Raw genomic sequence first — 25,566 nt, forward strand, 5'->3', positions numbered from 1 at the left:
GGGTGCGGCTGACCCACCCCTTTACCGACCCTCGTGGCTGAAGGACGCCTGCGCCGGCGGCTGCGCCGGTTCGACCAGTCGCTGGCCGACATGCCGGACCACGCGCTCACCGACCGCGTGCAGATCCCGACGACCGCTGTCAGTCCGGCGCGGCGCATCACCGTCCGGGTCATCTACGCGATGACCGCGCTGTTCGCCGCGGTGATCATCGTGTACCTGGACCGGCACGGCTACCGCGACATCGAGAGCGCTCCCAACGCCGACGACCCGCTGTCGTTCCTGGACTGCGTGTACTACGCGACGGTGTCGCTGTCGACGACCGGCTACGGCGACATCACGCCGGTCACGCCATCCGCGCGACTGATCAATGTCCTGGTGATCACGCCGTTGCGGGTGGCATTCCTGATCGTCCTGATCGGTACCACCGTGGAGACGCTCACCACGCAGTCGCGGCAGGTCTATCAAATCCAGCGCTGGAGGAGCAGATTGCGTAACCACATCATCATCGTCGGCTACGGCACCAAGGGCCGGACCGCCGCCGCGGCGATGGTCGGCGACGAGGTCGCTCCCGGCGACATCGTCGTGGTGGACGAGGACACCGCCGCGCTGGAACGGGCCAAGAGCGCCGGGCTCGTCACCGTGCGCGGCAGCGCCACCGACTCCGAGGTGCTCCGTCTGGCCGGCGCACAGCATGCCAAATCGATCATCGTCGCCACCAACCGCGACGACACCGCCGTCCTGGTGACGCTGACCGCCCGCGAGCTTGCGCCCAACGCCAAGATCATCGCCGCGGTCCGCGAGGCCGAGAATCAGCATCTGCTCCAACAGTCCGGGGCGGATTCCACCGTCGTGACGTCGGAGACTGCGGGCCGCCTCCTCGGCATCGCGGTGCAGACGCCCAGCGTGGTCGAGATGATGGAGGACCTGCTGACGCCGGACCGCGGCTTCGCCATCGGCGAGCGCGAAGTCAGCCCGAAAGAGGCCGGTGGGTCGCCGAGGCACTCGAGCGACATCGTGCTCGGAGTCGTGCGCGCCAACAAACTGATTCGGGTCGACGACCCCGAGGTCGACTCGCTCGAGCTGGGGGATCGGCTGCTGTACATCCGAAGCGCGGACGAGGAGCGATGAGCGCGTTCCGTCTCCGCAATGTTCCCCTGCTGTCCCGGGTGGGCGCCGACCGCGCCGACACGCTGCGCACAGACATCGACGCCGCGGTCGCCGGCTGGAGCGAGGCTCTGCTGCTCCGGGTGGACCGCCGCAACCAGGTGCTGATCTCCGATGGCCGCGCGGTGCTCAACAGGGCCGCCTCGGCCGGAGATGCGCCGCCGGAGGACGCCGTGTTCCTCGGCCGCCTCGGCGACGGCCGCCACGTGTGGGCGCTGCGCTCCGACCTCGAGCCTCCGGAGGACCCCGACGCCGCCACCGAGGTGCTCGACCTGCGCCGCACCGGTGACGTCTTCGACGATGTCAGCGCGCAGCTCGTCGCCACCGCGACGGCGCTACTGAATTGGCACGACAATGCCCGGTTCAGCCCGGTCGACGGTGCACCGACCAGGCCGATCAAAAGTGGTTGGGGTCGCATCAACCCGGTGACGGGTCATGAGGAGTTTCCGCGTATCGACCCGGCGGTGATCTGCCTGGTGCACGACGGGCACGACCGCGCCGTGCTGGCCCGCCAGACGGTGTGGCCGCCGCGGCTGTTCTCGATCCTGGCCGGCTTCGTGGAGGCGGGTGAGTCGTTCGAGTCCTGTGTGGTCCGCGAGATCGCCGAGGAGGTCGGTCTGCACGTCACCGACGTCGAATACCTGGGGTCGCAGCCGTGGCCGTTCCCTCGGTCGTTGATGATCGGGTTCCATGCGCTCGGCGACCCGGATCAGCCGTTCGCCTTCAACGACGGGGAGATCGCCGAGGCCGCGTGGTTCACCCGCGCGGAAATCCGCGAGGCCCTCGGGCAGGGAGACTGGGGTTCGGGCAGCAGCTCGCGGCTCCTGCTCCCCGGGTCGATCTCGATCGCCAGGGAGATCATCGAGTCCTGGGCCGCGCTGGACTGATCGAGCTAGCCGGCCAGTTTGGCCTTGACCTGCGCCCCGCTCGGATTCGTCAGCGTCGACCCGTCGGCGAACTTCAGCGTCGGGACGACGTGGTTGCCGCCGTTGACCGATCCGACGAATTCCGCCGCGGCGGGGTCTTCTTCGATGTTGACCTCGGCGAAGGTGATCCCCTCGTTCTTCAGGACTTTCTTCAGCCGTACGCAGTAGCCACACCACGACGTGGTGTACATCGTCACTGCAGGTGCATCTGTGCTCATAAGTCGTTCAACGTAGCCGATGCTGCCAACATGCCCGATCCGCGGCCCGCGTTTGTCGGGCGACGCTGACATGATGGTCGGCATGTCCCCAACGGCCTCGAGTGAACGGCTGCTGGGCGACCTCGACGACGAACAGCGTGAGGCCGTGCTCGCGCCCCGCGGTCCCGTCTGCGTCCTCGCGGGCGCAGGCACCGGTAAGACCCGCACCATCACCCGCCGGATCGCGCACCTGGTGACTGCCGGGCATGTCGCGCCGGGCCAGGTGTTGGCCGTGACGTTCACTCAGCGTGCTGCCGGGGAGATGCGGAGCCGGTTGCGCGCGCTGGACGAGGGCGCGGGTACCGGCGCCGTGCAGGCGCAGACGTTTCACGCCGCGGCACGCCGCCAGCTGGCCTATTTCTGGCCGCGGGTCGTGGGCACCACCGACTGGCAGTTGATGGACAGCAAGTTCGCCATCGTCGCGCAGGCCGCCAACCGTGCCGCGTTGCCCACAGGCACCGACAACGTCCGCGACCTGGCCGGTGAAATCGAGTGGGCCAAGGCCTCGTTGATCAGCCCGGAGGACTACGCCCGATCCGTGGCCGAGATCGGCCGCGACATTCCCTTCGATGCGGCCAAGGTCGCCTCGGTCTACGCCAACTACGAGTCACTGAAGACCCGCCGCGACGATCTCGTGCTCCTCGATTTCGACGACCTGCTGCTGCACACCGCGGCCGCCATCGAGAACGACGCCGCGGTCGCCCAGGAGTTCCGTGACCGGTACCGCTGCTTCGTGGTCGACGAATACCAGGATGTGACTCCGCTGCAGCAGCGGGTGCTCGACGCCTGGCTCGGCGGCCGTGATGACCTGACCGTCGTCGGCGATGCCAACCAGACCATCTATTCGTTCACGGGGGCCTCCCCGCGTTATCTTCTGGACTTCTCGCGACGCTTCCCCGACGCCGCGGTGGTGCGCCTGGAACGCGACTACCGTTCCACGCCGCAGGTGGTGTCGCTGGCCAACCGTGTCATCGCCGCTGCGCGCGGCAGGATGGCCGGCAGCAAGCTGCACCTGGTCGGCCAACGCCCCCCGGGTCCGGAGCCACTGTTCAAGGAGTATCCCGACGAGGTCGCCGAAGCCACGGCGGTGGCCTGCAGTATCAAGAAGCTCATCGAATCGGGCACGGCGGCTTCCGAAGTCGCGGTCCTCTACCGCATCAACGCGCAATCCGAGGTTTACGAGGAGGCCCTCACCGAGGCGGGCATCCCGTTCCAGGTGCGCGGCGGTGAAGGATTCTTCAGCCGTCAGGAGGTCCGGCAGGCTCTGCTGGCGCTGCAGCGCGTTGCCGAGCGTGGGCCCGAGGACGGTGCGGGCCCGTTGCCGGAGGTCGTGCGCTCGACGCTCGAACCGCTGGGTCTGACCGCCGAACCGCCGGCGGGCACCCGCGCCCGGGATCGCTGGGAGGCGCTCGTCGCGCTCGCCGAACTCGTCGACGACGAAGTGGCGCAGCGTCCGCAGCTGGATCTGCGCTCCTTGCTCGCCGAGTTGCGTCAGCGCGCCGATTCGCGGCACCCACCCATCGTGCAGGGCGTCACGCTCGCCTCACTGCATGCGGCGAAGGGTCTGGAGTGGGACGCGGTGTTCCTCGTCGGGGTCGCCGACAACACATTGCCGATCTCGCACGCACTGGCCCACGGCCCCGACAGCGAGCAGGTCGAGGAGGAGCGGCGCCTGTTCTACGTCGGAATCACCCGCGCGCGAGTGCATTTGACGCTCAGCTGGGCACTGGCCCGCAACCCGGGTGGCAGGCAGGGGCGCCGCCCGTCGCGGTTCCTCAACGGCGTCGCGCCCCAATCGCAGCGTGACGACGGCCCGAGTAAACCGCGCAGGCAACGCGGGCCCGCGCCCCGCTGCCGGGTCTGCAACGCGGTGTTGACGTCACCGCCGGCCATCATGTTGCGCCGATGCGAGACCTGCCCGTCCGACCTGGACGAAGAGCTGCTCGCCAACCTGAAGGACTGGCGGCTGCGGATCTCCAAGGAGACGAGCGTTCCTGCCTATGTGATCTTCACCGACAACACTCTGATCGCGATCGCCGAGGCGCTGCCGGCCGACGATGCCGCGCTGGTGGCGATCCCGGGCATCGGTGCCCGCAAGCTCGAGCAGTTCGGCCCCGATGTCCTCGCGTTGGTCAAGGGCCGCCAAAGTTCATAAAGATTCCGCCAAAACCGCTGGTCAAAAATGAGTTGTCGAGATTGGCTGGTAGCCTCTAGCCTCAGATACACACAGACGAGTGCCATGTGCGAGAGGAGGGTGTCACGACAATGAACAGCAATTCCACAGTCTTCGGCGTAAGCGCTGTCGGCATGTCGCGGGCCCTCCATGCCCCCATTGGGGCGCATCCCGCCATTGCCGCAGCCACCGCTGTCGCCGCCGCGCCGCGTAAGCGTCGTGCCGCCGCCGCTACGGCTGTCGCGTCCGTGAGGGGCTTCACCTTCAACACCTAGCTGAAGCCTCACTCCGCCTCCCAGGCCACGGACCCGCAACCACGGATCCGTGGCCTTCTTGTTTTTCCGAGAACCTGGTTACAGATCCCCCGAAAAGAGTTCAGACAGAAGCAGTTAGACAAGTTGTAACGACCAGGAAGCAGAGGACCGGACATGTCTTCGCCGACATGCGAGATGACGAAGCTAGCGGTGCCGTGTCATGTCGAGGATCCCGATCTGTGGTTCGCGGAGGATCCCCGCGACCTCGATCGTGCCAAGGCGCTGTGTGCGGAGTGCCCGCTCCGGCGGGAATGCCTCAACGCGGCGCTGGAACGTCAGGAGCCTTGGGGTGTGTGGGGTGGTGAGATCCTCGACCGCGGTTCGGTGATCGCTCGCAAGCGACCGCGTGGTCGCCCCCGCAAGGACGCGGAAGAGACTGTCGCCGCCTGACATTCGGCCGGCCCCGGCGCTACACCGCGTCGGGGTCGGCGAATCCTGGGACTGTCTCCTCGGCGATCTGCCGCGTGGGGACGTGCGCGTCGAGCTGACAGGAGATGGCGACGATCGACGCGATCACCCGCATCGGGATGGCCATCTTCGGTGGGATGTCCATCTGCCGGGCAGCTTTGATCTGCCCTGCAGCCTTGTCGAGCTCCAGCGTGGTCATTCTCTGCAGCCACTTACGGGTGTAGTGGAATACCGGCACTTCGAGCGGGTCGACGTATTGCTTGAGCATGTCGTCGATTTCGCGGATGGACACCTGCTGGCCCTTCTGGATGAAGCCGGCCTTCTGCATGGTGGGTAACAATTTGTCGTAGTTCTTGTCGACCGCATACCGAAGCGTCTGGCCGAGCTCGATCGGCCAGCCGCCGGGCATCGGTGCGACCGCGCCGAAGTCGATGACACCCATCTTGTCGTCGGGCATCAACATGAAGTTGCCGGGGTGGGCGTCGCCGTGCACCATCTCCAGCCGGCCCGGAGCGTCGTTGCAGAAGACGAACAGCCGGGTGGCCATCAGGTCACGCTGTTCCTGGGTGCCCTCGCGGATGATCTGGGACAGCGGAATGCCTTCGATCCACTCCTGGATGACCACCTTGGGCGCGCTGGCCACCACGCGCGGCACGACGAAGTGGGGGTCACCGTCGTAGGCCTTGGCGAACGCGCGCTGGTTGTCGGCCTCCAGCCGGTAGTCCAGTTCCATCTCGGTGCGTTCGATCAGCTCGTTGACGATACCCTGCACGTCGGCGCCGGGGGAGAGCTGCTTGAGCACGCTGACCATCCGCTGCATCGTTTTCAGGTCGGCGCGCAGCGCTTCGTCGGCGCCGGGGTACTGAATCTTGACTGCGACGTCGCGGCCGTCGGCCCACACGGCCTTGTGCACCTGGCCGATGCTGGCCGATGCCACCGACTTGTCGTCGAACGACTGGAACCGTTCCCGCCACTTGGTGCCCAGCTGCTGGTTGAGCACCCGGTGCACCTTGTCCGCGGACATCGGCGGGGCCTCGCGCTGCAGCTTGGTCAATGCCTCGCGGTAGGGCTTGCCGTACTGCTCGGGGATCGCGGCCTCCATGACCGACAGGGCCTGGCCCACTTTCATGGCACCGCCCTTGAGCTCGCCGAGCACGGTGAACAGTTGCTGAGCGGCCTTGTCCATCAGCTCGGCGTTGACTTCGTCTTTCGACATGCCGGTCAGACGTTTGCCGAACCCGAGTGCCGCGCGCCCCGCCATCCCGACAGGCAGTGACGCCAACTTGGCATTCCGTGCCGCCCGCCCCCGCTTGATCTCGCTCACGTCATCCATCATCCACGAACGCGGTGAACTTCCACCAACCAGTTGGAAAGCCTTGCCGTCAGCAGGAACATTCCGGATGTCGAGACCATCGGCGCGCTTGGACCGCACCGCGTGCGACGTCGAATTCCAGCGTGGTGTCCAGCGTCGACGGCAGCGACGCCGGGTCCTGCGTGGCGTCGCCCCGCAGTGCGCGGGTGACGCGGTCGATCTCGTTGAGCGCCAACGCCGCGGTCGCGAGCACCGTGGCCCGGTCCGCGTTGCCGACTGTGTGGCACAGCTGGGCCGCCAGCGCCGGCCAGGCGGCGTCGCGGTCGCTGCGGTGCAGGTCAGCGCAGCGTAGGCAGCTCGTGGTACCGGGAATGACCAGTGGCCCCACCAACCCGGTGCCGTCGCGGACCCGCACGGGCAGATGGGCGACGCCCGCGTCGTGGAGGTCGCGCACAAGCCTGGGGTCGGCGACCAGGTAGTCCGTCAGCACCACGAGGTCGGCTCGCCCGGTGGACGCATTGGTCCTGGTGCTGTTGCTGAGCCGGACGTTCGAGCAGCGCAACGACGCAGTGAGCAGATCGGACAGCGGCCCGGCGCCGTGTACCCGAATCCGCTGCGCGCGACTGTGGGCGCGCGGGGCCTTGGTGACGACGCCGCACCTGACGAGGTGGCTGATCAGGTCAGGGACGACGGCGGTGTCGGCGCCGCGGCCCGCCGCGATGCGTTGCAGGTCGGGTGTCGTCGCCGCGCCCTGCAGCGTGCGCAGCAGCTCAGCGGTGACCGTCGGCGACATTCCTGGCGGCGGGTGCACGACGACGGCGCGCCGCGGATCCCAGCCGACCTGGACGGTGCCGTCGGGTCGGGCCAGCACCGGGGTGGCGGGATTGAGTGCATACCGCGTCATGGATCGACCCTGTCACGGCGTGTCGCCGGTCAGCCGAGTTATCCACAGGGGCTGCGCGGTCACGCCTCTTTAGGGCGGTCCGTTCCGTCGTCGTCGCGTTCCAGGTCGGCGATGGCCTGCTCGAAGGCGCTGTCGATGCCGCTGGTGTCGCCGCCGATGATCCGGTCGATGAACCCGGCGGGCTCATCGAGGTCCGAGGCGCTGGGCAGCAGGTCGGGGTGCTGCCAGACGCCGTCGCGGGCGTCGGCGCCGACCGCCTGGGTCAGCTTCTCCCACAGGTCGGCGGCCTCGCGCATCTTGCGGGGCCGCAACTCCAGACCCACCAGGGTTGCGAATGTCTGCTCGGCGGGCCCGCCGGTGGCGCGCCGCCTGCGCAGCATCTCGCTCAGCGCCGTGGTGCCGGGGATCCGCTCGCCCAGGGCATCGGAGACGACGGTCTGCACCCAGCCTTCGATCAGCGCCAGCAGCGTCTCGAGCCGCTCCAGCGCGGCGGTCTGCTCCGGGGTGGCCTTCGGCTCGAAGATGCCCTGGTTGAGCAGTTGCTCCATCTCAGACGGGTCGGTCAGCGCGGCCGGGTTGAAGCCGCGGGCGAACTCCTCGATGCCGCTCATGTCGATCTTGGTGCCCTTGGCGAACGCCTCGACGGCGTTGAGCAGCTGGGTGGACAGCCACGGCACGTGGCTGAACAGGCGATGGTGTGCGGCCTCGCGGGCGGCCAGGAACGTCACGATCTCGCTGCGCGGCTGTTCGAGCCCCTCGGCCAGCGATTCGATGGCCTCGGGCATCAGCGCCGCGACACCCTTGGGTCCCAGCGGGAGCCCGATGTCGGTCGAGGTCAGTACTTCCTTGGACAGCTTGCCCAGTGCCTGTCCCAGCTGCGACCCGAACGCCATGCCGCCCATCTGCGACATCATCGCCAGCAGCGGTCCGGCCATCGCCTGAGCCTCCGCGGGCAGGGCCTGGGCCCACACCGCGGAGATCTGCTCGGCCACCGGATCGCACAGCCGCTTCCAGGTGTCCATGGTGTTGTCGATCCAGTCCGTCGCCGTCCAGGCGACCGTCCTGGTGGTGCCCGCGGGCAGCGGGGTCACGCCGTCCAGCCAGGTCTCGGCCAGCCGCACCGCATCCGCGATCGCTGTGGTGGTCTGCTCGGGAACCGGCGCGACGAAGCCGATCGAGCTCGACGCGAGTTGGCGGGCAAGGTCGTAGTTCACCGGCCCGGCCGACTGCCCACCACCCATGGATGAGCCTGTCCCGCTGAACATCTCGCCGAGCTTGGAGAAGATCTGGCCCAGCTGCGACATGTCGAAGTCACCGGCGGGAAAAGCGCCACCGAACGGGTTACCGCCGGAGCCGGAGCCCGAAGCGGGGTCCTTGTCGCGTTTGTCACGCTCGGGGTCGTCCCCGGCGGAGAAGCCAAAAGGCACGTCAGGCATGCAGTCAACGGTACTCACCATGGTCGCGTCGTGCGGCTGCGCGGGTCACGCTGAGAGTGAACCCGGCGTTGACCTCTACTGTGGGCGGCGTGAACAGGCGGATTTCGACCCTCGTCGTCGCGCTGGTACCAATCCTCATCTTCGGGATACTGCTGTCGGTGGTGACAGTGCCCTATGTGGCGCTGGGGCCCGGCCCGACGTTCGACACGCTCGGCGAGGTCGACGGCAAGCAGGTCGTCGACATCGAGGGCACCGACCTCCACCCGACCTCCGGACACCTCAACATGACGACGGTGTCGCAGCGCGACGGCCTGACCCTGGGCCAGGCCCTGGTGTTCTGGGCGTCCGGCCGCGATCAGCTGATACCACGTGACCTCGTCTATCCGCCGAACAAGACCAGGGAAGAGGTCGACGAGGCCAACACCCAGGATTTCCGGCAGTCGGAGAACAGCGCCGAATACGCCGCGCTCGAATACCTCAAATACCCGATGGCCGTCACCGTGGAGAGCATCGACGAGGAGGGCCCGTCCAAGGGCAAGCTGCAGGCCGGGGATGCCATCGACGGGGTCAACAACACGCCCGTGGCGACTCTTGAGCAGTTCCAGGCGTTGCTCAAGGACACCAAACCGGGCGACAAGGTGATGATCGACTACCGGCGCAAGAGTGCCCCGGCCGGCACGGTCGAGATCACCATGGGCTCGCATCCGGAGCGTCCGCAGGGGTTCCTCGGGGTCAATGTGCTCGACGCGCCGTGGGCGCCGTTCACCATCGACTTCAACCTGGCCAACATCGGCGGGCCGTCGGCAGGCCTGATGTTCAGCCTGGCCGTCGTCGACAAGCTGACCACCGGGGACCTCAACGGCGGAAAGTTCGTCGCCGGCACCGGCACCATCACCGGCGACGGCGAGGTCGGGTCGATCGGCGGCATCACCCATAAGATCGTGGCAGCCCGCGAGGCCGGCGCCACCGTGTTCCTGGTGCCCGCAGACAACTGTGCGGAAGCCAGGACCGGCGACGCCGAGGGCATCGAGCTGCTCAAGGTCGACACCCTCGAGCACGCGATCGACGGTTTGCGGACGCTTTCCGCCGGTGGCGAACCTCCGCGCTGCTGAGCGGGCGGCCATGAGTCGGTGCGTAGAGTTATGGCACCTGGACATCTGCTGGGAATTTCCGAGAGTGGAGTAAACGAGTGGGTATGCGGCCCGCGGCGAAAATGCCGAACCTGACGCGACGGAGCAGATTCATGATCGGGGCCGCCCTGATCGTTGTGCTGTTGTTGCTGTTGGGGCCACGTTTCATCGACACCTACGTCGACTGGCTGTGGTTCGGCGAGCTCGGGTACCGCTCGGTGTTCACCACCCAGCTGGTCACCCGGGTGGCCATCTTCTTCGTCGTCGCGATCCTGCTCGGCGCCATCGTGTTCGCCGCGCTGACCCTGGCCTACCGCACCCGGCCGGTGTTCGTGCCGACGGTCGGACCCAATGACCCGATCGCGCGGTACCGCACCGCGGTGATGACGCGGCTGCGTCTGGTGGGGATCGGCGTCCCGGCGTTCATCGGCGTGCTCGCCGGTTTCGTCGCGCAGAGCTACTGGCAGCAGGTGCAGCTGTTCCTGCACGGTGGCAGCTTCGGGGTGACCGACCCGCAGTTCGGTATCGACCTCGGTTTCTACGCCTTCGATCTGCCGTTCTACCGGCTCGTGCTGTCTTACCTGTTCGTCGGCGCCTTCCTGGCGTTCATCGCCAACCTGCTGGGTCACTACCTGTTCGGCGGTATCCGGCTGGCCGGGCGCAGCGGCGCGCTCAGCCGCGCGGCGCGCATCCAGCTGATCACGCTGGTGGGCGTGCTGATGCTGCTCAAGGCCGTCGCCTACTGGTTCGACCGTTACGAGCTGCTCAGCCACACCCGCGGCGGCAAGCCGTTCACCGGCGCGGGATACACCGACATCAACGCCGTGCTGCCCGCCAAGCTGATCCTGATGGCGATCGCCGTCATCTGCGCGGTCGCGGTGTTCTCCGCGATTTTCCTGCGCGACTTGCGGATTCCCGCGATCGGCGTGGTGCTGCTGTTGCTGTCGTCGCTGATCGTCGGCGCCGGGTGGCCGCTGGTGGTCGAGCAGATCAGCGTGCGGCCCAACGCGGCGCAGAAGGAAAGCGAATACATCAGCCGCAGTATCACCGCCACCAGGCAGGCCTACGGGCTCACCGAGGAAACGGTCACCTACCGCGACTATCCGGGGAACGCGACGGCGACGGCGCAGCAGGTGGCCGCCGACACCGCCACCACCTCGAACATCCGGGTGCTCGACCCGAACATCGTCAGCCCGGCGTTCACCCAGTTCCAGCAGGGCAAGAACTTCTACAACTTCCCGGACCAGCTGAACATGGACCGCTACCGGGACGAGTCCGGCAGCCTGCGCGACTACGTGGTCGCCGCCCGTGAGCTCAACCCGGACCGCTTGATCGACAACCAGCGTGACTGGATCAACCGCCACACCGTGTACACGCACGGCAACGGGTTCATCGCGTCGCCGGCCAACACGGTGCGCGGCATCGCCAACGACCCGAACCAGAACGGCGGCTACCCGGAGTTCCTGGCCAGCGTGGTCGGCGCCAACGGCGAGGTGACGTCCCCCGGGCCGGCACCGCTGGCACAGCCGCGCATCTACTACGGTCCGGTGATCGCGAGCGCGGCCGACGACTACGCGATCGTCGGCGAGAGCGGCGTCCCTCGCGAGTACGACTACGAGACCAACACCGACACCAGGAACTACACCTACACGGGCAGCGGGGGCGTGCCGATCGGCAACTGGATGGCGCGCAGCATCTTCGCCGCCAAGTACGCCGAGCGGAACTTCCTGTTCTCCAACGTCATCAACGACACCAGCAAGATCCTGTTCAACCGCGACCCGGCCAAGCGGGTGGAGGCGGTGGCGCCGTGGCTGACCACCGACACCGCGGTCTACCCGGCGATCGTCAACGAGAAGATCGTGTGGATCGTCGACGGCTACACGACGCTCGACAACTACCCCTACTCGGAGTTGATGTCGCTGTCCTCGGCGACCACCGACTCCAACGAGGTGGCCCTCAACCGGTTGCAGCCCGACAAGCAGGTGTCCTACATCCGCAACTCGGTCAAGGCCACCGTAGATGCCTACGACGGCACCGTGACGCTGTACGCACAGGACGAGCAGGACCCGGTGCTGCAGGCGTGGATGAAGGTGTTTCCCGACACCGTCAAGCCCAAGAGCGACATCACCCCGGAACTGCAGGACCACCTGCGCTACCCGGAGGACCTCTTCAAGGTGCAGCGCGCCCTGTTGGCCAAGTACCACGTCGACGACCCGGTGACGTTCTTCTCCACGTCCGACTTCTGGGATGTCCCCCTCGATCCGAACCCGACGGCCAGCAGCTATCAGCCGCCGTACTACATCGTCGCCAAAGACCTTGCTGAGAACAATAATTCGACGTCGTTCCAGCTGACGAGTGCGATGAACCGGTTCCGACGGGACTTCCTGGCGGCCTATATCAGCGCCAGCTCGGACCCGGACACCTACGGTCGCCTGACGGTGCTGACGATTCCGGGTCAGGTCAACGGTCCGAAGCTCGCGTTCAACGCGATCAGTACCGACACCGCGGTCAGCCAGGACCTCGGCGTGATCGGCCGCGACAACCAGAACCGGATCCGGTGGGGCAACCTGCTGACGTTGCCGCTGGGCGAGGGCGGATTGCTGTACGTCGCACCGGTCTACGCCTCGCCGGGTGCCAGTGATGCGGCGTCGTCGTATCCCCGCCTGATCCGTGTCGCGATGATGTACAACGACCAGATCGGGTACGGGCCGACGGTGCGCGATGCGCTGACCGACCTGTTCGGTCCCGGTGCCGACGCCACGGCGACAGGACCGGCGCCCACGGACACACCGGCCGGTCAGCCGCAGTCGCGACCGGCGGCCGGCGACGAGCCACCGGCGGCGCAGCCGCCGAACCGGCAGGGACAGGCGCCCGCTCCCGCGGCGCCGCAGCCTCCGGCGGCGGTTCCGCCTACCGGGTCGACCCAGCTGTCGGCAGCGAAAGCCGCTGCGCTGCAGGATGTCAACGCGGCACTGGACGCACTGCGGGGCGCTCAGGAAAGTGGCGATTTCGCGCAATACGGCGAGGCGCTGCAACGCCTCGACGACGCGGTGTCTAAATACCAGTCCACCAGCTGACCACTTCCGCCGGTGCGCTATCGGTTGCTCGGGCCGCTGCAGGTGGTCCACGGGGACACCCCGGTCGACATCGGCCCGCGTAAGCAGCGGGCGGTGTTGGCGGCGTTGCTGCTGGCCCGGGGCCGGGTCGTCTCGACCGACCGGCTGACCGATGTCGTGTGGGGCGACGACGTGCCGGCGAGTGCGACTGCCAGCCTGCAGGTGTACATCTCGAATCTGCGCCGGGCGTTGCGCGTCGGCGCGGGGGAGTCTCAGATGGCGTCTTCGGTGACTCAGCCGATCGTGCGCCAACCACCGGGCTACTACCTCGACGTCGGTCCCGACGACGTGGATGTGACGGTCTTCGCGGCGGGGTGCGCGAGGGCGGGCGCGGCGATCGAGGCCGAACGGTGGGAGGATGCGCTGGCCGTGGCCGACGCGGCGTTGAGCCTGGTGCGCGGGCATCTGCTGGAGGACATGCCTGATGCCGACTGGGCGCGCGAAGACGCCGCCCAGGTGGCCGAGATGCACACCGAATGCCTTGCCAACAAGGTGATGTCGCTGCTGGCGCTCGGTAAGACCGCCACGGCGATGACGGAGGCGTCGCGGCTACGCGTGCTGGATCCGCTGGCCGACCGCGGATGCCGGCTGCAGATGCTCACCCTCTACCGCGCCGGCCGCGCTGCCGAGGCGCTGGAGACCTATACGCGGCATGCGCGGATGCTCGACACCGAACTGGGGCTCGACCCGGGACCGGACCTGCGCGACCTGCAGACCGCCATGCTGCGGCAGGACCCCGAGCTCGCCGGGTGGCCACGCTCACCGGAGTGGACGGGTGCGGCAGCGGTGGCCACACCGGAGGCTGCCGCGGTCGTGCCGGCGCCGGTGGAGCCCACGTCGCACCGTGCGCCGCTGGTGGGTCGCACTCGCGAACTGGCAAGGGCTGCTGATGTTCTCGCGCGGGTCGCGGCTGGTGACGCGCAGTGGCTGGTGCTGTCCGGGCCTGCGGGTATCGGCAAGACCCGGTTGGCCGAGGAGATCACCGGACTGGTCGACGTCGCGGGTGGTGAGGTCGTCTGGGTGAACTGCCCCGACGAACGCGCCACCCCGCCGTGGTGGCCGATGCGCCATCTGGTCCGAGCGTTGGGCGCCGACGCCGACGAGGTGCTGGAGGTGCCACCGCACGCCGACCCGGATACCGCGAGATTCCTTGTCTATGAACGTGTTCAGCGACTACTCGAAGCCGCGCCGCGATTGTTGGCGGTGGTCGTCGACGACGTGCAGTGGGCCGACACCGCGTCGGCCAGTTGCCTGGCCTATATCGCGGGCGCGTTGCGTGACCGTCCGGTGCTGGTGATCGTCACGGTGCGCGATGGCGAGCACTCGCCGGAGGTGTCCCGGTTGCTCAGCACCGTCGCCCGCGGCGAGGACAACCGACTGATCGGGGTGCCGGCTCTGTCCTCCGCCGATGTCGCGACGCTGGCGAACGAGGTCGCCGAGGAGGCGGTGTCTGCCGCGGAGGCCGCCGAATTGGCCGATCGCACAGGCGGAAACCCGTTCTTCGTTTCCGAGTACGCCCGTCTGCCGCGTGCCGAGCGCGCCGGCCACGAGATTCCGCGCGCGGTGCGTTCGGTGCTCGATCGGCGGCTCGCGGCCTTGGATCCGGCGGTGGTGCAGATGCTGCGCGCGGCGGCGGTGATCGGCGACGTCATCGACGCGAGCGCAGTCCCGGTGTTGGCTCAGGCCACGCGGCTGGATCTGGACACGCTCGCCGACTACCTGGACGAGGCCGCCGATGAGCGCATCGTTGTCGCCGCCCATGCCGGCGACGGGTATGCGTTCGCGCACGGGCTGCTGCGGGACCAGCTGCTGGCGAGCATGCCGGCGTTGCGGCGCCAGCGCATGCACGCCAAGGTTGCCGAGGTGCTGGCCGACAGCACTGCCCAGGATGCGGTGACGCGGCGCGCCCAGCACCTGGTCGCGGCGCAGCCGCTGGTCGAGCCGGCCGTGGTCGTGCGTGCTTGCCGGCTGGCGGCCGAAGAGGCGACCGCGCAATGGAGTTCGGACATCGCCGCGCGGTGGTGGCAGGCTGCCCTGGACGCCTACGACACGCAGCCTGCCTCGGCGCGGGACGACGGTGAGCGGGACGCGCTGACGGTGGAGCTGCTGGAGGCCCACTCGCGGGCGGGGCGCGGGCAGCTGGTCCTGGACAGCGTGCAGCGCTATCTCGGGGAGGCACTGCGTACCGGCCGTGCGGCATCTGCCGGCCGGGTGGCCAGCGCACTGCTGCGGGCCAGCGGCGGATGGCCCTGGCTGGCGCCCGGACACGACCCCGGTGCGTTGCTGGATCTTCTGGCCCGGGCCGCCACACTTGCCGAAGACGAACCGGCGTCGGTGGCGCGGGTCCTGCCCGCGCTGGCCGTGGGTCACTGTTACCACCCCGACCCCTCCATCACCCCGGCGTTGTTGGAGCGGGCCGAGCGCGCGGCCGAAACCACCGGCAACCCGGATGTGATCGCTGACGTCCTGGTGGGCCGTCTGATCACGTTCTCCGGGGTGTCGACGCTCAGCGATCAGACGCTGACCTGGGTGGATCGTCTGAACACGCTGCGGCACAGTAGGTCTCGTGAAGACTCGGTGATCGCGCACTCCGTGGCGTCGATGGCGGCGATGAACCTCGGCGACGTGGCGGCCACCCGCAGGCATGTCCAGGAGGGGATCGCCGGCAGCGAGGAACTGCAGCTGCCGGTGTTGCGTGCCCAGTTGCGCTGGATGGAGGCCGTGCTGGCGATGTGGCTGGGCGACTTCGCCGAAGCCGAACGTCATCACGCGATCGCCGCGCATGTGCACGAGCAGACCGAACTGTACGAGGCAGGCAGCGGGTTACTGGCCACTGCGACGCTCCTGCGCGAACGCGGCGGGCCTGTCGACCCGAGCTGGTATGAGATGCATGCCAGCCGGGAGACCGGGGGACAGGGGATGGTCGATGTGGTGCGGACAGCGCTGCTCACCCTGGCCTCAGGCCCACAGGCTCGTACAGAGGCGGAGCGCACGTTGCGGACGTGGGCGGGCAACGTCGACCGCAGCCACATCTGGACCACGCTGGGTCACCATGCGCTGCTCGCGCACCTGGCGGCCGACCACGAGCTGCCGGAGTTCGCCGACCTGCTGCTGGCCGACCTGAATCCGTTCCGCGACCGCATCGCGGTGCTCGGCCAGGTCGGGCTGGCCGGCCCGGTCGCGTTGGCGACCGCCCGGCTGCATGTGCTGCGCGGCGACGCCGCCAATGCGCTCGCGGACGTCGCTGCTGCCCGCGATCTCGCCGAGCGAGCCGCGGGTGTGCCCACCCTGCTGCGGTGCCGGCTGCTGGAGTACCAGTTGGCGGCACCGTCGCCGGACCGGACGGCGGGGGCCCGTGCGCTGGCTGCTGAGGCCACCGCGGTGGGCATGGCGGGTGTGGCCCAGTCAGCCCGCGCCCTGACCTGAGCCCCGGCCCCGCGAGCGCGCGTGTCTGCCCGCCGACGCGCCGCCGGCGGCTGGCATTCTGCGCGCCCTCGCGGGCCGGTCTGCAGCCGGCACCGGTTGCTGAAATCACCTCCGCTTGGATAATTCTTAAATCGAGGGCCCAAGCGCCTACCAAGCCTGTTCGGTGATGCTCTTCCCGACTCAAGGCTTGCGAGAGAGGACTTCCATGACAATGTCGACCGACCTGACGCGCGACGAGGCGCTGCGCACCCTGCGCGACCATGTCGCCACCCATGTGGCGCTGCCGGGTGAGCCCGGTTACGAACGCAGTGTGCCGTGGAACGTGGCGGCGACTGTCACCCCTGCCGCGGTGGTGTTGGCGACGTCGCCCGAGGACGTGGCGGGCACGGTGAGGTTTGCTGCAGCCCATGGCTTGACGGTCACCGTCCAGGCCACCGGCCACGGTGCTGTCGGAATCGGTGCCGGCACGATCCTGGTGCAGACCGCGGCGATGAAGCATGTCGAGGTGGATCCCGTGGGCCGCACCGCCCGGGTCGGGGCCGGCGCGCGGTGGCAGGACGTGCTGGATGCGGCCTGCCCGCACGGCCTTGCGCCGCTGTGCGGTTCGGCGCCGGGGGTCGGCGTCGTGGGGTATCTCACCGGCGGCGGGATCGGTCCGCTGGTGCGTACCGTCGGGGTGTCGGCCGATCACGTGCGTGCGTTCGACGTGGTGACCGGCGAGGGTGTGCTGGTGCGTGCGACGCCCGAGGAGAACGCCGATCTGTTCTGGGGTCTGCGCGGCGGTAAGGCCACGCTCGGCATCGTCACCGCCGTGGAGATCGATCTGCTGGAGTACCCCGAATTCTACGGTGGTGCAGTGTATTTCGATGGCAGCGAGGCCGCCGCAGTGCTGCACGCGTGGCGGAGCTGGAGCGCGGGTCTGCCGGAGACGGTGAATACGTCGATCGCGATCCAGCAGTTGCCGCCGATGCCCGGCGTGCCGGAGCCGCTGGCCGGCCGGATGACCGTGGCGGTGCGCTACACGGCCGTCGGCGATTTCGCGGCAGCTGAGCAGCTGCTGGCACCCATGCGGGCCGTCGCGACGCCGGTACTGGACACGGTCGGGGTGCTGCCGTACGCCGCCATCGGGATGGTGCACGCCGATCCGGTGGATCCGATGCCGGTCAACGAAGATCATGCGCTGCTGTCGGAACTCCCGGCCGAGGCCGTCGATGCGCTGCTGGCCGTCGCCGGTCCGGACGCGGGGTCGCCGCAGGTGATCGTCGAGCTGCGCCTGCTCGGGGGAGCGCTGGCGCGTCAGCCGAGGCACCGCAGCGCGTTCTGCCAGCGCGACGCGGCTTTCTCGCTGGCGGTCATCGGCGTGCTGGTGCCCGAGATCGCGGACGGGGTCATCCAGCACGCCGCTGCGGTGACGCAGGCCGTGGCGCCGTGGGCCACCGGCGGCCAGATGGCGAACTTCGCCCCGTCGTACGACCCGGCCCGCCCGTCGCGGGTCTACACCGACGACACGCTGCATTGGCTGGCCGCTCTCGCCGATCGGTACGACCCGGCGCGGGTGCTGGCGACCGGCCAGGTGATCAGGACGGTGGTGTAGCCGCCGCGGTACAGCGCCCCGATCAGGCTCGCTACTATTTTTCTCCCGACATCCGAGATCGTCTTTGTCGAAGGGGAGAGGACATGGCACCGCACGTCGAGCAGCTCGAGTTCCAGGCGGAAGCACGTCAACTGCTGGATCTGATGATCCACTCCGTCTACAGCAACAAGGACTCGTTCCTGCGCGAGCTCATCTCGAACGCATCCGATGCGCTGGACAAGCTGCGGCTCGAAGCGTTCCGGAACAAGGAGCTCAAGGTCGACACCTCGGATCTGCACATCGAGATCGACGTCGACAAGCAGGCGCGCACGCTGACCGTGCGCGACAACGGCATCGGCATGTCGCGGGACGAGGTGGTGCGCCTGATCGGGACGCTCGCCAAGTCGGGGACGGCCGAGCTGCGCCAGCAGCTGCGCGACGCCAAGGACAAGGACAACTCCGAGGAGCTGATCGGCCAGTTCGGCATCGGGTTCTACGCGAGCTTCATGGTGGCCGACCGCGTCGAGCTTCTCACCCGCAAGGCCGGCGAGAGCGAGGCGACCCGGTGGGAGTCCACCGGCGAGGGCAGCTACACCATCGAGACAGTCGAGCAGGCCGGCACCGAAGTGCCGCAGGGCACTTCGGTGACGCTGCACCTCAAACCCGAGGACCGCGAAGACGAGCTACACGACTACACCGCGGAGTGGAAGATCCGGGAGCTCGTCAAGCAGTACTCCGACTTCATCGCCTGGCCCGTCCGGATGGACATCGAACGCCGCACGCCGGCGTCGGAGGACGGCGGCGAGGAGTCGGTCACCGTCGAGACCCAGACCCTGAACTCGATGAAGGCCCTGTGGGCGAGGCCCCGCGACGAGGTCTCCGACGAGGAGTACACCGAGTTCTACAAGCACATCGCTCACGCGTGGGACGAGCCGCTGGACATCATCGCGATGAAAGCCGAAGGCACGTTCGAATACCAGGCGCTGCTGTTCATCCCGTCACATGCGCCGTTCGACCTGTTCAACCAGAACGCCGCGGTGGGGGTGCAGCTCTACGTCAAGCGGGTCTTCATCATGGGCGACTGCGACCAGCTGATGCCGCCGTATCTGCGTTTCATCAAGGGCGTCGTCGATGCACAGGACATGTCGCTCAACGTGTCCCGCGAGATTCTTCAGCAGGACCGCCAGATCCGGGCGATCCGGCGCAGGCTCACCAAGAAGGTGCTCTCGACCATCACGGAGATGCAGACCGAGCGGCCGGAGAAGTACCGCACGCTCTGGACCCAGTTCGGCAGAGTCCTCAAAGAGGGACTGCTGACCGATACCGACAACCAGGAGACGCTGCTGCGCGTCTGCTCGTTCGCCTCGACGCGCAGCGAGGACGAGCCGACCACGCTGGCCGAGTACGTCGAGCGCATGCCGGAGGAGCAGAGCCAGATCTTCTACGCCGCAGGTGAATCGCGGCAACAGCTGCTGAACTCGCCACACCTGGAAGCGTTCAAGGCCAAGGGGTACGAGGTGCTGTTGCTCACCGACCCCGTGGACGAAGTGTGGGTGGAGTCGATCCACGAATTCGACGGAAAGCCGCTGCAGTCGGTGGCCAAGGGGGAGGTCGACCTTGACTCCGAGGCCGACAAGGCCGAGCAGGAAGCCGAGCGCCAGGAGCGCGAGCAGGAATTCGCCGACCTGATCGCCTGGCTGAAGGACACGCTGGGTGATCACGTCAAGGAAGTGCGACTGTCCACCCGACTGACTGATTCGCCGGCGTGCCTGATCACCGACACCTTCGGCATCACCCCAGCGCTGGCACGCATGTACCGGGCGTCCGGACAACCGGTTCCGGTCGAGAAGCGGATTCTGGAGCTCAATCCCGACCACCCCCTGATCACGGGTCTGCGGGAAGCGCATCGGAGTCGCGGTGCCGATGCCGAACTGGCCGGCACCGCCGAACTGCTCTACGGCACCGCGCTTCTTGCCGAGGGCGGGGCGCTGGAGGATCCGGCCAAGTTCGCCGGTCTGCTCGCCGACCGGCTGACGCGGACGGTGGGGGAGGCGACGTAGACGGACCGCTGGGTGACGTGCCTCACAGAGGTGATCGGTAGTAGGCAGCCGTGGGCTCCGACCTGCTGTTGTGCCATCTGAGCAGGCGATTTGGAGGCTGTGCCGCCGCCCCGGTAACCTAACGTTCACCCGTCGCGGGGTGGAGCAGCTCGGTAGCTCGCTGGGCTCATAACCCAGAGGTCGCAGGTTCGAATCCTGTCCCCGCTACTAGGTAAAACGGCCCTCGGAGACTACTCCGGGGGCCGTTTTCATTGCGTTTGTGAACGGATATGTGAACGTCCAACGATTCAGTGTGTGACTTCGCGGATCAGCCAGCCGGAGCTTCCTGTCATGCAATGAGCTCCGTTAGACCCGCACCCGCAGTGTGGGGGCGCGACCGCGCGCTAAACGCCACCCCGGTGTGTTTTCTTTGTAGTCATAGAGGTCCTTGCCTGGTCCCGAGTGTTGGTGAACGCCAAATCACGCGGGCAACCCTGGCCACAAAGTTGATGAGTCGACGTCCGATGCCGATAGAGGCCTCCACCGCGGCATCGGCGAGATACCGTTGGGCGATGGCCATGCCGGCCGATTCGGTCCCGGCAACTATGGCGTTGCTATGCGAGATGCATTCGAGGTAGGTTGCAGCGCTCAACATCAGGGTTTCACCGATGCTCCACCAAGTGCGCAGGTCTCACGCCACTGGCTGCTCGCACGTTCGGCTGAATCCGGATCAGAATCTGCTCGACTATATACCTACATCCGACCACAGATTAGTCGAACTTGTTCGAGTCCTAGTTCGGAAAGCTCGGGCCGGTGCCTCTCCGGCGCCTTGGTATACGCCGCTGTGGTAGAGCCACAACCAGTCCACAAGTTTGCGCTGGACGGAATCTGGATTCTGTGGCATCTGATCTCCTAGTTGATATGTGTCGCAACGCATCCGTCGTTCCGCCGACATCTTGCTGGTGTCATGCACGATGACGTAACACCTGCGGTTCTCCGAGCTTTAACCGGCCTTCTCGGCGAGCAGGGATCGGACGGACTTGCGGTGTTGCGGAGTGGCTGCCTACTACTGCCTCGACGTCACCGTAAGGTGCAAGCGGCTGAGACAACCAGCTACCGACGTAGACGTATTGCGGCAGAGGGCTGGATGGCGGGGCGCGTCGGCAAGCGCGAGGGGGATCGTGTACTTACATACGCTGACAGTTAAGGGATTTCGCGCAAGTGGCGCAGGCGAGATCCAAGTTCAATTCCCAGGACGGTTCAGCGTCCTCATTGGCGGCAATGGCGCAGGTAAGACGACCATAGCCGAAGCTCTTTACCTGGGTCACCGACAGACCTTTCCAAGGGTGCCACCCATCAATTCAGCATCCCTCGGTTCCGGCGACCGGTCCATCGACGTCGAGTATTGGTATGAGAAGGAGTCCAAGACAGAGGGACCGCTTGGCCAAATGATGCAAGCTCAGGCTGGTGTCAGCGTTGCAGATGCTCCGGCTTTGGGCTGGGAGCGCCAACTATCTCGCAGCTTGGGCGTCGTGCGTGCGCAGAACGCTGGGACGGGTGAGACGGAACTCAGTGATGCTGTCAGCTTGGTCTACCTGTCAGCCTGGCGAAACCCGACCGAAGAGCTAGCACGCCGGGAAGTCAGGGTGCTGGTCGAGTTGCTTCGCGCCCAGCAGCAACGCGTTTCGGGATCTCGCAGCCTCATGGGACTCCGCCAGCGTGCTTGGGGTTTTCTTGAGGCGCTCACCAACGATGGTCTTATAAGCGCAGTCGAGGCCCGTATGCACGAGTCGCTAACAAACTTGACTGCCGGCGTTCGCCGCCAGTGGCCCTACGTCCGAGGGCAGGTGGTTGATGACGCTTATTTGGCCCGCGTTCTTGAGTTAATGCTTGCGGTGCTTGAGGGGCGTGACTTCGCGCGGCCCCTTGACGTCTCGGCTCTTGGATACGTGAACTTGCTGCACATCGCGGTCACGCTTGCAGCCATTCCGGACACGAATCCTCCCGAGAGCGAAAACGCAGTCGCGGCTGACGGAGCAGAGCCGCCGAGTGGCGAAGACAACGGCGAAGGATCTAACGATGTTGAGGCAGCACGACAGGCATTAATCCAAGCCCAAGAGGAAGCCGAATCGCTCGAAGACTCTTTCTTCGGCTCAGGGCCGTTCCACACCACCGTCGTGATCGAGGAGCCCGAGGCACATCTACATCCGCAGCTGCAGCATTCCCTCGTTCGGCACCTCAAACGTACGGTGGCCACCCGACCCGAGCTGCAAGTGATCTTGTCTAGTCACGCTACAGATGTAATAACCTCATGCGATCCTGATGAGATTGTCGTCCTACGCCAGCTTGCAGATGGAGAACGCCGAGCTTCGGCCGTCGCCCACATTCCTTTAGCTAACCGAGACAGTGTCATTCGCAAGGCGCGCCTGCATCTCGACGCGAGCCGATCCTCGGCGTTGTTCGCCGAAACTCTAGTTCTTGTAGAAGGAGTCACGGATGCCGCAGTAGTACGGGAGTTCGGGTGGGTGTGGGCATCAACTGATTTCGACAAGCGAGCTTTTGTCGATGCGCTCAGCATTGTCCCAATGGGGACCAAGGTAGGCTCGTGGGCAGTCGAACTTCTCTGTACGCAAGGACACGAACTGTGTACTCGGATGGCCGCAGCTGCCCGGCGGCATCAGCATCCCCTGCCACGTCCGGCTGGGGGCCGCACCCGCGACCAGATCCGACTGTGTGTACGTACGCCCGTCGGGACTGACATACGTCCCGGTGGCCGGATCGTATTCGGCAGTGGCCACCGGTGGCAGTTGCGGGACCGGCTGACCCGACGTCGTCGCGTTCGGATCGCCCTTCCAGTTGAATCCGTCGTTGAGCGGGAGACGTAGGTTTCTCCGCTTTCGCACATCGCGGCCGTCGGGGCACGCTTGCCCGGCACTGTCGCACACGGGATGTTGCGTGGCGGGTCGTTGCGGGCGTCGCGCACGATCGCGGGGGCGTGCCGACGGATCATCTCCGTCTCCAGGAGCATGTGGTTCAGGACATCGGTGTAGATCTCGCAGACGTCGGCGTTCAGTGCCGCGGCGACGGCGACGGCGGTGCCCCTGCAGGACGGGTGAGGTTAATGTCAAAGGCGCGCAATGCGCACGGCCGTCGCGCCCGCCGTTCGGCGCAGGTGCTCTGTGATTGCGAGAGCGAGGAGGTGCGGGCGTAGCACGCCCTCGCTCTCGGTTGACTCGGAGTTGCAGTCTCGCGGTTAGGGTCGGGGATGGGCAGCGCGTCCGTGATCTTGAGTTGCAGCGCAAGCGCCAGGCCGCGTTACAGGCGGCGCGTCGCAAGGCGCGGTCTCGGACTTCGCCGTGGCGGCCCGCACCGCGCCACGGGACGTTGGCGAGAGCCTACCACGCCGTGACCCCGAAGTCTCCGCCCGGGGGCCCGGCTCGGCGCTCTCGGACAACAGGTTTCGCCCTCGCGGCGGCGATGGCGGTGAGGCCCCAACTTGGCGCTGGTGGTGGACCGCCGGGCTGCATACGTTTACCGTCGATGCCATGGCATCGACTAGTGCTGGGGAGCTGCTCAGTGAGCACCAGGTGGCCACCGATCTGGGCTGGCGAGGCCGCTCGTCTCGGCGCTGATACCGCGGGCTTCAACAATTGCAGCAAGCGTCCAGTACAGCGCCGAAGCCAAAGTCTACGATGAGGTCGGGCTATGGCGTGCCAAGGTTGCAAAACTCTTGATGGAACACGGGATTCGGCTCAATTACGTACGTCTGGCGCTTCGCCAGGCACTGACCTTCGAGCAGTTGCAGGCCACTATCGAGGACTTCGCCCCGTCGGCGACCGTAACTCGCCGCCGGCGACCGATCCGCACCTTTCTGCGCAGGTGTTCTCAGTGAAGCGCCCAGGCTTATTGTTGCTGAGTTACGCAGTGGCAGTGCAGGACTGAGGGCCCTGGTCCAGTTCCCAGTGCCAGGTTATTACCTCCGGTATCGACCAGCCGGCAGCATTGCCTCAATCAGTCCCGCGTGCCGGTACTTCCGCAACGACACGACGTTTTCAGCGGCCGATCGGACCGGTGGCGGAGCCCCACGCTGGGCAGTCTAGGTGTGGCCTTAGAGAGCGGTGGTTTTGATGTGTTGATGGTCGTTTCAGCTTTTACGAGTGGTGGCGGTGTCAACGTTTGCCAGGAACGTGCAGTAGGAGAGCGCTTCCTTGACCGCCGCCGCCGCAGAGTGCTGCTGCGCCAGTACCGCCGCCGCGGCGCCGTAGTTCATGGGCGAGGTGCAGGGCCAGTCGTGCACCGGACATTCCGAGGGGGTGGCCGATAGCGATGGCGCCGCCGTTGACGTTGACCTGGGAGTCGTCGATGCCGATTTCGCGGGCGGAGGTGATGCCGACGGCGGCGAACGCTTCGTTGATCTCGACCAGCTCTAGGGTGCGGGGGCTGATGTCTTCGCGTGCACAGGCTTTGGCGATTGCTCGGGCGGGCTGGTGCTGCAAGGTTGAGTCCGGGCCGGCGACGGAGGCGAAGGCGCCGATCTGGGCCAAGGAGTCGATTCCAAGTTGGTCGGCCTTGTCGGCGCTCATTACCAGGACCGCGGCTGCGCCGTCAGAAATTTGTGAGGCGTTTCCTGCAGTGATGGTTCCGGTCCGGGTGAAGGCGGGTTTGAGTCGGCCGAGCGAGTCGGCAGTGGTGTCGGCGCGGATCCCTTCGTCGACGTCGACGGTCAGCGGGTCGCCGTGGCGCTGCGGGACGGTGACGCTGACCACTTCGTCGGCGAACAGGCCGTTCTTCCACGCGGCGGCTGCGCGGTGGTGGGAAGCCGCTGCGAAAATGTCTTGTTCGGCCCGCGTGACTGGCCAGGACTCGTCGACGTTCTGATGGTCGGTGAGTCTGCCCATGGGTTGGTCGGTGAGGGTGTCGTGGAGGCCGTCGTAAGCGAGGTGGTCGAGCAGGGTCACGTCGCCGTACTTGAAGCCGTCACGACTGCGCGGGAGGAGGTGGGGGGCTTGCGACATTGATTCTTGTCCGCCGGCGACGATGATGTCGGCTTCTCCTGCCCGGATGAGCTGGCCGGCGAGCGCGATGGCGTCGATACCTGACAGGCAGACCTTGTTGACAGTGAGGGCCGGCACCGTGGCCGGGATGCCTGCCTTGATTGCGGCTTGGCGGGCGGGGATCTGTCCGGCGCCGGCGGTGAGAACCTGACCCATGATGACGTAATCAACGAGTTCGGGTGTGATTCCTGCTTTTGTCAGGGAACCGGCGATGGCGACGGCACCGAGATCTGCTCCGCTGAGAGATTTCAGCGAGCCCTGCAGCTTGCCGACGGGGGTGCGCGCTCCGGAGGCAATGACCGGGGGTCTGCTCATGGGGGTCCTTCGTCGTTGG

General features: G+C 66.9%; 14 protein-coding genes, 1 tRNA gene and 2 pseudogenes. 11 read left to right on the forward strand and 6 right to left on the reverse strand.

Annotated features, from left to right (window positions below; all coding sequences use genetic code 11):
* Window positions 1–33 precede the first annotated feature (33 nt).
* Together EL337_RS07490 and nudC are read left to right on the forward strand one after the other, a co-directional pair.
* Window positions 34–1,128, forward strand: coding sequence for a potassium channel family protein (locus EL337_RS07490; protein WP_048630383.1), 1,095 nt, complete (start codon window positions 34–36; stop codon window positions 1,126–1,128).
* Window positions 1,125–2,051 carry an NAD(+) diphosphatase gene (nudC, locus tag EL337_RS07495; protein ID WP_048630384.1) on the forward strand — a complete coding sequence of 309 codons (927 nt, stop codon included), beginning with the start codon at window positions 1,125–1,127 and terminating at the stop codon, window positions 2,049–2,051. The genes EL337_RS07490 and nudC overlap by 4 nt, the downstream gene beginning before the upstream one ends.
* A 5-nt stretch (window positions 2,052–2,056) precedes the next feature.
* Here nudC and EL337_RS07500 read toward each other — a convergent pair whose 3' ends face one another.
* Window positions 2,057–2,308, reverse strand: coding sequence for a mycoredoxin (locus EL337_RS07500; RefSeq protein WP_048630385.1), 252 nt, complete (start codon window positions 2,306–2,308; stop codon window positions 2,057–2,059).
* A gap of 70 nt (window positions 2,309–2,378) precedes the next feature.
* Between EL337_RS07500 and EL337_RS07505 the strand changes: the two genes are divergently transcribed.
* Together EL337_RS07505 and EL337_RS07510 are read left to right on the forward strand one after the other, a co-directional pair.
* Window positions 2,379–4,502, forward strand: coding sequence for an ATP-dependent DNA helicase UvrD2 (locus tag EL337_RS07505; protein WP_048630386.1), 2,124 nt, complete (start codon window positions 2,379–2,381; stop codon window positions 4,500–4,502).
* A gap of 446 nt (window positions 4,503–4,948) precedes the next feature.
* Window positions 4,949–5,224, forward strand: a complete 276-nt coding sequence (locus EL337_RS07510; protein ID WP_083442924.1) for a WhiB family transcriptional regulator — start codon at window positions 4,949–4,951, stop codon at window positions 5,222–5,224.
* 19 nt (window positions 5,225–5,243) lie between these two features.
* Here the strand turns inward: EL337_RS07510 and EL337_RS07515 are convergent, their stop codons facing one another.
* The 3 genes from EL337_RS07515 to EL337_RS07525 are packed head-to-tail and all read right to left on the reverse strand — an operon-like array spanning window position 5,244 to window position 8,894.
* Window positions 5,244–6,575, reverse strand: a complete 1,332-nt coding sequence (locus EL337_RS07515) for a macrolide-binding ATPase MABP-1 (RefSeq protein ID WP_048630874.1) — start codon at window positions 6,573–6,575, stop codon at window positions 5,244–5,246.
* Between the two features lie 49 nt (window positions 6,576–6,624).
* Window positions 6,625–7,458, reverse strand: a complete 834-nt coding sequence (locus EL337_RS07520; protein WP_048630388.1) for a bacteriocin biosynthesis cyclodehydratase domain-containing protein — start codon at window positions 7,456–7,458, stop codon at window positions 6,625–6,627.
* A gap of 59 nt (window positions 7,459–7,517) precedes the next feature.
* Window positions 7,518–8,894: a zinc-dependent metalloprotease gene (locus EL337_RS07525; RefSeq protein ID WP_048630389.1), complete on the reverse strand. Its 1,377-nt coding sequence runs from the start codon at window positions 8,892–8,894 to the stop codon at window positions 7,518–7,520.
* A gap of 89 nt (window positions 8,895–8,983) precedes the next feature.
* Between EL337_RS07525 and EL337_RS07530 the strand changes: the two genes are divergently transcribed.
* The 7 genes and pseudogenes from EL337_RS07530 to EL337_RS29270 all read left to right on the forward strand — a co-directional run.
* Window positions 8,984–10,006 (forward strand): YlbL family protein, encoded by a 1,023-nt coding sequence (locus EL337_RS07530; protein ID WP_048630390.1) that lies wholly within the window; start codon window positions 8,984–8,986, stop codon window positions 10,004–10,006.
* Window positions 10,007–10,083: 77 nt separating this feature from the next.
* The gene (locus tag EL337_RS07535; protein WP_048630391.1) at window positions 10,084–13,101 is read left to right on the forward strand and encodes a UPF0182 family protein; all 3,018 of its coding nucleotides are present in this window, start codon (window positions 10,084–10,086) and stop codon (window positions 13,099–13,101) included.
* A 12-nt stretch (window positions 13,102–13,113) separates the two neighbouring features.
* Entirely contained in the window at window positions 13,114–16,566 is a 3,453-nt protein-coding gene (locus tag EL337_RS07540) for an ATP-binding protein (RefSeq protein WP_109519748.1), read from the forward strand.
* Window positions 16,567–16,771: 205 nt separating this feature from the next.
* Window positions 16,772–18,160, forward strand: a complete 1,389-nt coding sequence (locus tag EL337_RS07545; protein WP_048630392.1) for an FAD-binding oxidoreductase — start codon at window positions 16,772–16,774, stop codon at window positions 18,158–18,160.
* Between the two features lie 83 nt (window positions 18,161–18,243).
* Window positions 18,244–20,199: a molecular chaperone HtpG gene (gene htpG / locus EL337_RS07550; protein ID WP_048630393.1), complete on the forward strand. Its 1,956-nt coding sequence runs from the start codon at window positions 18,244–18,246 to the stop codon at window positions 20,197–20,199.
* A 133-nt stretch (window positions 20,200–20,332) separates the two neighbouring features.
* Window positions 20,333–20,406 (forward strand) — tRNA-Met (locus EL337_RS07555).
* Window positions 20,407–21,359: 953 nt separating this feature from the next.
* Window positions 21,360–22,424: pseudogene (locus EL337_RS29270) on the forward strand (AAA family ATPase); the annotation flags it as partial.
* 288 nt (window positions 22,425–22,712) lie between these two features.
* Here EL337_RS29270 and EL337_RS29275 read toward each other — a convergent pair.
* Both EL337_RS29275 and EL337_RS07570 read right to left on the reverse strand, forming a co-directional pair.
* Window positions 22,713–23,185, reverse strand: a pseudogene (locus EL337_RS29275) (hypothetical protein); the annotation flags it as partial.
* 1,162 nt (window positions 23,186–24,347) lie between these two features.
* A complete protein-coding gene (locus EL337_RS07570) occupies window positions 24,348–25,547 on the reverse strand; it encodes an acetyl-CoA C-acetyltransferase (RefSeq protein ID WP_048630395.1) in 1,200 nt (399 codons plus the stop codon).
* Window positions 25,548–25,566 lie beyond the last annotated feature (19 nt).

The sequence above is a fragment of the Mycolicibacterium aurum genome, from assembly GCF_900637195.1.
GTDB classification, from domain to species: domain Bacteria; phylum Actinomycetota; class Actinomycetes; order Mycobacteriales; family Mycobacteriaceae; genus Mycobacterium; species Mycobacterium aurum.

Bases quoted from the DNA above. Each gene is read 5' to 3' on its own strand.
- nudC (WP_048630384.1), top strand. From the start codon at position 1,125: ATGAGCGCGTTCCGTCTCCGCAATGTTCCCCTGCTGTCCCGGGTGGGC.
- EL337_RS07500 (WP_048630385.1), bottom strand. From the start codon at position 2,308: ATGAGCACAGATGCACCTGCAGTGACGATGTACACCACGTCGTGGTGT.
- EL337_RS07505 (WP_048630386.1), top strand. From the start codon at position 2,379: ATGATGGTCGGCATGTCCCCAACGGCCTCGAGTGAACGGCTGCTGGGC.
- EL337_RS07510 (WP_083442924.1), top strand. From the start codon at position 4,949: ATGTCTTCGCCGACATGCGAGATGACGAAGCTAGCGGTGCCGTGTCAT.
- EL337_RS07515 (WP_048630874.1), bottom strand. From the start codon at position 6,575: ATGGATGACGTGAGCGAGATCAAGCGGGGGCGGGCGGCACGGAATGCC.
- EL337_RS07520 (WP_048630388.1), bottom strand. From the start codon at position 7,458: ATGACGCGGTATGCACTCAATCCCGCCACCCCGGTGCTGGCCCGACCC.
- EL337_RS07525 (WP_048630389.1), bottom strand. From the start codon at position 8,894: ATGCCTGACGTGCCTTTTGGCTTCTCCGCCGGGGACGACCCCGAGCGT.
- EL337_RS07545 (WP_048630392.1), top strand. From the start codon at position 16,772: ATGACAATGTCGACCGACCTGACGCGCGACGAGGCGCTGCGCACCCTG.
- htpG (WP_048630393.1), top strand. From the start codon at position 18,244: ATGGCACCGCACGTCGAGCAGCTCGAGTTCCAGGCGGAAGCACGTCAA.
- EL337_RS07570 (WP_048630395.1), bottom strand. From the start codon at position 25,547: ATGAGCAGACCCCCGGTCATTGCCTCCGGAGCGCGCACCCCCGTCGGC.